The following is a 7,433-nucleotide window of genomic DNA, read 5'->3' on the forward strand; positions in this document are numbered from 1 at the left end:
GGTTGAGCATCGCCACCCGCTGGTCGGCCGCAATATCGCCGCGTTCGGCGAGGTGGCGCAGGATCCGGTCGAGCGAGACGCCGACCTGGCCCATTTCGTCGGGCAGGCCGAACAGCGCCCGGTACTGGCGGTTCCAGCAGATGAGGCGGAAATCCCGGTCGAAGACGGTGATGCCTTGCTCCATCTGGTCGAGCGCGATCTGCAGCAGGTCGCGATTGTGCTGCAGCGCCTCGGTGGCGTCGTCGAGCAGGCGGAAGGCGTCCCTGGAACCGCGATCGTTGCGGCGGAACAGCAGCGACAGGATCAGCCGCGCCGAGGACGAGCCGACGGCGCTCGCCAAAAGCTGTTCCGAGAAGCGGGTGACATCCATGTTGGCCTGCTCATTGCCATGCAGCGTCACACCATTGCTCTTCTCGAACGACTGGAAGGAGCGCTCCGTGCGCTCCACGCCGAGATAGCGGGAAATCGTGTCCTTGAGGTCGTTGACGGTGACGGCGGTGCGGAAGCGGCGCAGGCTGGGCATCGGGCCGGCTTCGCGCGGCACGAAGATCGCCGCCTGGATGCGCTCCAGCGGCACCGACGCGCGGGAGAGCGAGCCGAGCACAAAGAACAGTGCGTTGATCGACAGGCTCCACAGCACGCCATGGTTCAGCGGCTCGGCGACGGTGCCGAACAGCGCCTGCGGCCGAAGCGCCTCGAAACCGAACAGGCCGTGGACGATGATGTCGGCGTCGGGACCCACCAGCGAAGGCAGGAGCAGCGTGTAAGCCCACACCAGAATGCCGGCGACCATACCGAGCGCGGCCCCCCTGCCGTTGGCGCCGCGCCAGATCAGCCCGCCGATCAGCGCCGGCGCAAACTGCGCGATGGCCGCGAACGACATCAGGCCGATCGAGGACAGCCGCGCGCTGTTGGTGCTCTCGCGATAATAGAGGAAGGCGATGAACAGCATGATGAAGATCGCCCCGCGCCGCACATTGAGGATCAGCGTCGACCAGTCCTCGTTTTCCGAGCTAGAGGTTCTGACCAGGCGGCGCACGAACAGCGGGATGACGAGGTCGTTGGAGATCATGATCGACAGCGCCACGCTTTCGACGATGACCATCGCAGTCGCCGCCGACAGGCCGCCGATGAAGGCGGCCATGGCCAGCAGATCATGGCCGCTGAACAGGGGCAGCGACAAGACGTAGAGGTCGCTGCTGGTCCTGTCGCCGACCAGCGCCAGGCCGGCGAAGGCGATCGGCAGGACGAACAGGTTGATCGCCACCAGATAGAGCGGGAACACCCAGGTCGCGGTGCGCAGTTCCGCCTCGCTGCGATTCTCGACGATGGTGACGTAGAACTGGCGCGGCAGCATCAGAATTGCAAATCCGCTGAGGCAGGTCAGCACCAGCCAGGTGGCGAGCGACGTGCCGTAGCCCATGGCCTGCCGCGCCTGCGCGTTGTTGGCCAGCTTGTCGAACATGTCGCCCGGACCGCCGAAGATCAGGAACGTCACCATCAGGCCGATGGCGAGGAAGGCGGCGAGCTTGACCACGGTTTCCACCGCCACCGCCAGCACCAGCCCATCCTGGTGCTCCGTGGCGTCGGCATGGCGGGTGCCGAACAGCACCGCGAACAGCGCGAGCAGCATCGCCACCACCAGTGAGATGTCGCTGACGAACGGGTCGAAGGAGGGCGGCGAGCCGGTGTAGTGCTCGACCATCAGGCTGACCGAGCCGGAGATCGCCTTCAGCTGCAGCGCAATATAGGGCACCGCGCCGATGGTCGCGATCAGCGTGGCGATCGCCGAGACGGCGAAGCTCTTGCCGTAGCGCGCGCCGAGGAAGTCGGCGACCGATGTGATCTTCTCGGTCTTGGCCAGCCTGACGATGCGGTTGAGCAGCGGAAAGCCGAACACGAACACCAGCACCGGTCCGGCATAGATGCCGAGGAATTCCAGGCCGCGCTCCGAGGAGAGGCCGACCGAGCCGAAGAAGGTCCAGGAGGTGCAGTAGATGGCGAGGCTGAGCGCATAGATGAAAGGTCGCGCCCGGCCTGGCGTGGACGCGGAGCGCCGGTCGCCAAGGCTGGCGATGGCGAACAGCAGCGTCACATAGGCGATCGCGATGATGACGATGAACCAGCCTTGCACGGTTCGAACTTCCTCCCTGGCCGGTCTCCCGCCGGCCGATGCCCGACGCAACCACAGCTTTGGGGGCGAGTCCATCACGGCTTTCGGCGCATAGGCGGAGGGCAGTGGCCGCCCCTGACCGGCAGAAAGCGGCGCCTTGGCCCCATTTTCCCGTTTTGCAACCGGGGGTTTTTGTTATGGTGGGCGTGGGCTAGCGCCGAGCGGAAGCTGGGGACGGCAACATGGCCACGGCAAGGAGGGTCGAATGCTGAAAGAATTCCAGGAATTCATTTCCAAGGGCAATGTCATGGACCTGGCCGTCGGCGTCATCATCGGCGCCGCCTTCGGCAAGATCGTTACTTCGCTGGTCGACGACGTCATCATGCCGATCGTCGGTGCGATCTTCGGCGGGCTGGACTTCAACAACTACTTCTTTGGACTGTCCTCGAACGTTCATTCGGCGGCGTTGGTCGACGCCAAGAAAGAGGGCGCCGTTTTTGCTTATGGCAGCTTCATCACCGCGGTGCTGAACTTCCTCATCCTTGCCTTCATCATCTTCCTGATGGTCAAGGCCGTGAACGGCATGCGCAAGCGGCTCGAGCGCGAGAAGCCTGCAGCACCAGCTGCTCCGCCGCCGGCCGATATCGCACTGCTTACCGAAATTCGCGATCTGCTGGCCAGGAAATAGCGCGAAGCGGATTTCTGGACCAAAACCCCGGTCGCTCGCGGCCGGGGTTTTCTGTTTTCGGCCGTCGTAAAAGGCGCTAGCAGTCGCGAAACGGAACGGATTTTTGCATGACGCTCATTCAGACCTTGCGCGCCGAGGCGCGCGCCGCGCCCGAAAGCGGCATCGTGGCCGTGATCAACCACGGCCGGCTGCGCGACGGCATGATCCCGCTCTGGGCCGGCGAGGGTGACCTGCCGACGCCTTCCTTCATCAGCGATGCCGCCGCCCGCGGGCTGGCCGCCGGCGCGACCTTCTACACCTGGCAGAAGGGCATTCCGGAGCTCCGGCAGGCGCTTGCCCGCTACTATGGACGGCATTTCACCAAGAGCTTCGCCGAGGAGGAATTCATCGTCACCGCGTCGGGCATGCATGCCATCCAGCTTGCGATCGACGCACTCGCCGGCCAGGGCGACGAGGTGATCTATCTGTCGCCGGCCTGGCCGAATTTCGCCGCCGCGGCAGGGGTTGCGGGCGCCGTTCCGGTTGCGGTCACACTCGATCCGTCCGGCAATGGCTGGTCCTGCGACGTCGACAAGATCGCGGCCGCGATCACGCCGCGCACCAAGGCGCTGTTCGTCAACACGCCGTCCAACCCGACCGGCTGGACCGCTGACAGGGAGACGCTGCAGGCGATCCTCGATCTTGCCCGCCAAAGCGGCGTCTGGATCATTGCCGACGAGATCTACTCGCATTTCCACTATGGAAGCGGCCGCGCGCCGTCCTTCCTCGATGTGTCGACGGCGGAAGACCGTATCCTGTTCGTCAACAGCTTCTCCAAGAACTGGGCGATGACGGGCTGGCGCGTCGGCTGGATCAGGACCCACCCCGCCTTGCAGCAGGTGTTCGAGAACCTGATCCAGTATTCGACCTCGGGTGTCGCCCAGTTCATGCAGCGCGGCGCCGTCGCCGCCCTCGACGAGGGGGATGCCTTCATCGTCGAACAGGTCGAGCGTGCGCACGCCGCGCGCGACCTGGTCTGCGGCATTCTGGGCGCGACCGGCAAGGCACGCTTCACCGTGCCGCAGGGCGCCTTCTACCTGTTCTTCACGGTCGACGGCATCACCGATTCCCGCACCGCCGCCTTCGACATCGTCGACCATGCCAATGTCGGCCTGGCGCCAGGCACCGCATTCGGACCCGGCGGCGAGACCTTCCTCAGGCTATGCTTCCACCGCCGCCTCGACCAGCTCGAGGAGGCGGCGCACCGCCTGGCGAAATGGATGACAACGATTTGAGCAAGGCTGGATTGTGCGTCAGGCAAGTTCTTGCCTGAACGGCTTACTTTCAAGGGCGGTGCCCCCCCTCATCCGCCTGCCGGCACCTTTGTAACTTGTCCCTTGCCGACTCTGCTATTGCAGCAGGTGCGGTGGCGGACGAGAGACCGGAGCATCTTTGGGCCTTGAAGCCCGTGGGAGAGCGAGGGTCTTCGTCCGCCGTTCCATCGACCCCGAACAGTCGCCTGGGCCGCAAGCGAAGCCCGATTAGGCAAGGATGGGATAGGATGGAAATCGTTGTTGGCATCGACGTTTCGAAGGATCGGCTGGATGTGCATGTTTTGCCGTCCGGTGAAGCGTTTTCGGTTGGTAACGACCATGCCGGGGTGGAGGAGCTGGCTCGACGTCTTGCAGCCTTTTCTCCGACGGCAATCGGATTGGAGGCTACGGGAGGCTACGAGCAACTGGCGGTCGCCACTTTGGCGAGCGCCGGCCTTTCGGTTGTCGTGGTCAATCCAGCGCAGATCCGGGCCTATGCCAATGCGCTCGGCAAGCGGGCCAAGACCGATCCGATCGACGCTGCCGTCATCGCAGCCTTCATAGCTGCGACCAAGCCGGAACTGCGGCCGCTGCGCGATGCCGAGACCAGGACGTTGGCCGATCTCGTCACGCGCCGGCGCCAGATCGTGCAGATGATCGTGGCCGAAGAGAACCGCGCCCGCACGGTCAACGCAAGACAGGCGCAAAAGAGCATCAAGCGCCTGCTCGCCGCGCTCAGGCGTGAGTTGGAAAGCCTCGATGCCGACCTGGACGATCATATCCGCAAGTCGCCGCTCTGGCGGGTCCGGGAAAAACTGCTGTCCTCCGTGCCAGGCATCGGTCCCACCGTTGCCCGCACCATGATCGCCGAGATGCCGGAGTTGGGCAGCCTCGACCGGCGCCAGATCGCAGCGCTTGCAGGTCTCGCACCATGGACGAGGCAGTCCGGCACATGGCGTGGCAAGAGCTTCATCGGCGGCGGCAGGAGCCGCGTGCGCGCCGTCCTCTTCATGGCTGCCCTCGTCGCCATACGCCACAATCCGGTCCTCAAGGCCTTTCGCGACCGCCTCGTCGAGGTTGGCAAGCCGAAGATCGTCGCCGTCGTGGCCGTCATGCGAAAGCTGCTGACCATTCTCAACGCCATCATCCGCGACCAAAAACCATGGCAAACAGCTTGACAGCCAAGACAGTCGCTCTCCCCGTGAACGGGGAGAAGGGCGCTGTGTCCCCCGTTTCGCCAATCATCAACGTCGCAAGAAGGGCGCCAACGTCGCGGCCAGCCCCTTCTCCCCGTCACTATACGGGGAGAAGGTGCCGGCAGGCGGATGAGGGGCGGCGCCGGCGGTCAGCTATGAATCATCCGACATCGAAACAATCGCCGCGCGAGCCAAGGCCTCTGCAAGTTGCCGAAACTCTGGTTCACCCGCCCCGCCTCATGCTAACTCACCCCGCATGGCACAGAAGAAAGGATACGAGGTCGATTCGTGGCTGGCGCGGCCGGACCCGGCCATGTCCATCGTCCTGCTCTACGGACCCGATCGCGGGCTGGTCGCCGAGCGCGCCAGGGCTTTTGCCGGCAAGACCGGCCTGCCGCTCGACGATCCGTTCTCGGTCGTCAGGCTGGACGGCGCGGAAGTCGACCGCGACCAGGGCCGCCTGCTCGACGAGGCGCGCACCGTGCCGATGTTTTCCGACCGGCGGCTGCTCTGGGTGCGCAACGCCAGCGGCCAGAAAGCGCTGGCCGACGACGTCAAGGCGCTGACATCGGAGCCCGCGCGGGACGCGATCATCCTCATCGAGGCCGGCGACCTGAAGAAGGGCACCGGCCTGCGCGCCATCGTCGAGGCCGCCGGCAACGCCATCGCCCTGCCCTGCTATGCCGATGAGGCGAGGGACATCGACACCGTCATCGACGACGAACTGCGCAAGGCCGGCATGTCGATGACGCTGGAGGCGCGCCAGGCGCTGCGTCGCAATCTCGGCGGCGACCGGCTGGCGTCGCGCGGCGAGATCGAGAAGCTGGTGCTCTACGTCCACGGCCAGAAGGAGATCGGCGTCGACGACGTCAGGGCGACGTCCGGCGACGTGTCAGGCGCCTCTTTCGACGATGCCGTCGATGCGCTGCTGGACGGGAAGATCGCCGATTTCGACACCGCTTTCACGCGACACTGCCAGGGCGGCGGCCAGCCCTTCCTGGTGCTGTCGGCGGCGATGCGGCAATTGCAGGCGATCCAGGCGATGCGCGGCCAGATGGAGGGCGGCGGCCGCAACGCCGCCTCGGTCGTCGCTGGCGCCCGGCCGCCGGTTTTCTTCTCGCGGCGCAAGCTGGTGGAGAAGGCGCTGGAGCGCTGGAGCGTCGAGGCGCTTGGCCGGGCGCTCAACCGGCTGCAGACCGCGGTGCTGCAGACACGCCGGAGGCCGGACCTGTCCGAAGCCCTGGCGCGCCAGGCGCTGCTCGGCATCGCGGTGGAGAGCGCGAGGCTTGGGCAGCGGTAGCTGCCTTCCATTGTCAATTCATGATCATCCCGTCCGCCGCCTGGAAGGTTGGCAGCGCCTGCGGAAACACCAGCACCGCCGCGCCGTAAAGCAGCAAGGCGACCCCCGATACCTTTGCAATCCGCTCTCCTGCCGGAAGGGTCTTTTCCGCAAAGACCAGCAGTGTCACCACGGCCATTGCCGCAATGCTCATGATCCCGAGCGGAAAAAGAGCGAGAAACAGGAGCCAGCAGCAGCCCAGGCAAAACAACCCGTGCCTTACGCCCATATGTACCGCGCCCCAAGGACCATCGCGCCATGAGGTCAGTATGAAGCCGATTGGCGTGCGGCACTTGGCCAGGCACAGATCTTTCAGTGGGGAAAGTTGGTACGCGCCCGCAACCATCAACAGCGCGCCGCCGATGCGCGCGGCCATCGCCGTGGACAATCCCACACGCCCGGCAAGCATCTCCGCGCCCGCCGCGCCGGCAAAGGCGAGAACGCCCATCACCCCCCAGACCAGCATGTACCCGGCCACGAAGATCCAGGTCGAGACAAAGGCATCGCCGCGCCCCTGTTTGCCGGTCTGCACACGGTGAAACGTCAGGATCATCGGCGCGGCCGTCGGGAACATCATGGCGATCATCATGATCGTCCACACTGCAAGAAACAGCGGCGCCTGCATGCCCATGGTCGGTGAGTAGATTTCCATCGGCATGTCGGTGTCCATGCCGATCCGCTGCCAGATCAGCAAGGACCAGGCTGCCGTGGCGACAACGATCAACAGCGCGAGAATGATGTTTCGCTGCAGCGTCAGCGGGTCCGGTCCGACCATGCTCCAGGCCTATTGCTGGCCGGACCAGGT

General features: G+C 65.2%; 6 protein-coding genes. 4 read left to right on the forward strand and 2 right to left on the reverse strand.

Annotated features, from left to right (window positions below):
* A partial coding sequence (locus EN742_RS17485) for a PAS-domain containing protein (protein WP_189375419.1) occupies window positions 1–2,134 on the reverse strand: 2,134 nt, incomplete at its 3' end.
* Window positions 2,135–2,378: 244 nt separating this feature from the next.
* Between EN742_RS17485 and mscL the strand changes: the two genes are divergently transcribed.
* From mscL to holA, 4 genes are all read left to right on the forward strand, one after another.
* Window positions 2,379–2,801 (forward strand): large conductance mechanosensitive channel protein MscL, encoded by a 423-nt coding sequence (mscL, locus tag EN742_RS17490; RefSeq protein WP_126056569.1) that lies wholly within the window; start codon window positions 2,379–2,381, stop codon window positions 2,799–2,801.
* A 107-nt stretch (window positions 2,802–2,908) separates the two neighbouring features.
* Complete coding sequence (locus tag EN742_RS17495; RefSeq protein WP_128333076.1) at window positions 2,909–4,075, forward strand: pyridoxal phosphate-dependent aminotransferase; 1,167 nt, start codon at window positions 2,909–2,911, stop codon at window positions 4,073–4,075.
* Between the two features lie 266 nt (window positions 4,076–4,341).
* Window positions 4,342–5,271: an IS110 family transposase gene (locus EN742_RS17500; protein WP_126057235.1), complete on the forward strand. Its 930-nt coding sequence runs from the start codon at window positions 4,342–4,344 to the stop codon at window positions 5,269–5,271.
* A gap of 274 nt (window positions 5,272–5,545) precedes the next feature.
* Window positions 5,546–6,589: a DNA polymerase III subunit delta gene (gene holA / locus EN742_RS17505; RefSeq protein ID WP_127400717.1), complete on the forward strand. Its 1,044-nt coding sequence runs from the start codon at window positions 5,546–5,548 to the stop codon at window positions 6,587–6,589.
* 13 nt (window positions 6,590–6,602) lie between these two features.
* Here the strand turns inward: holA and EN742_RS17510 are convergent, their stop codons facing one another.
* Window positions 6,603–7,403, reverse strand: a complete 801-nt coding sequence (locus EN742_RS17510) for a DUF2182 domain-containing protein (RefSeq protein ID WP_126057333.1) — start codon at window positions 7,401–7,403, stop codon at window positions 6,603–6,605.
* Between the last annotated feature and the right edge of the window lie 30 nt (window positions 7,404–7,433).

Origin of the sequence: Mesorhizobium sp. M4A.F.Ca.ET.020.02.1.1 (assembly GCF_004022645.1) — a bacterium.
Taxonomy (GTDB): domain Bacteria; phylum Pseudomonadota; class Alphaproteobacteria; order Rhizobiales; family Rhizobiaceae; genus Mesorhizobium.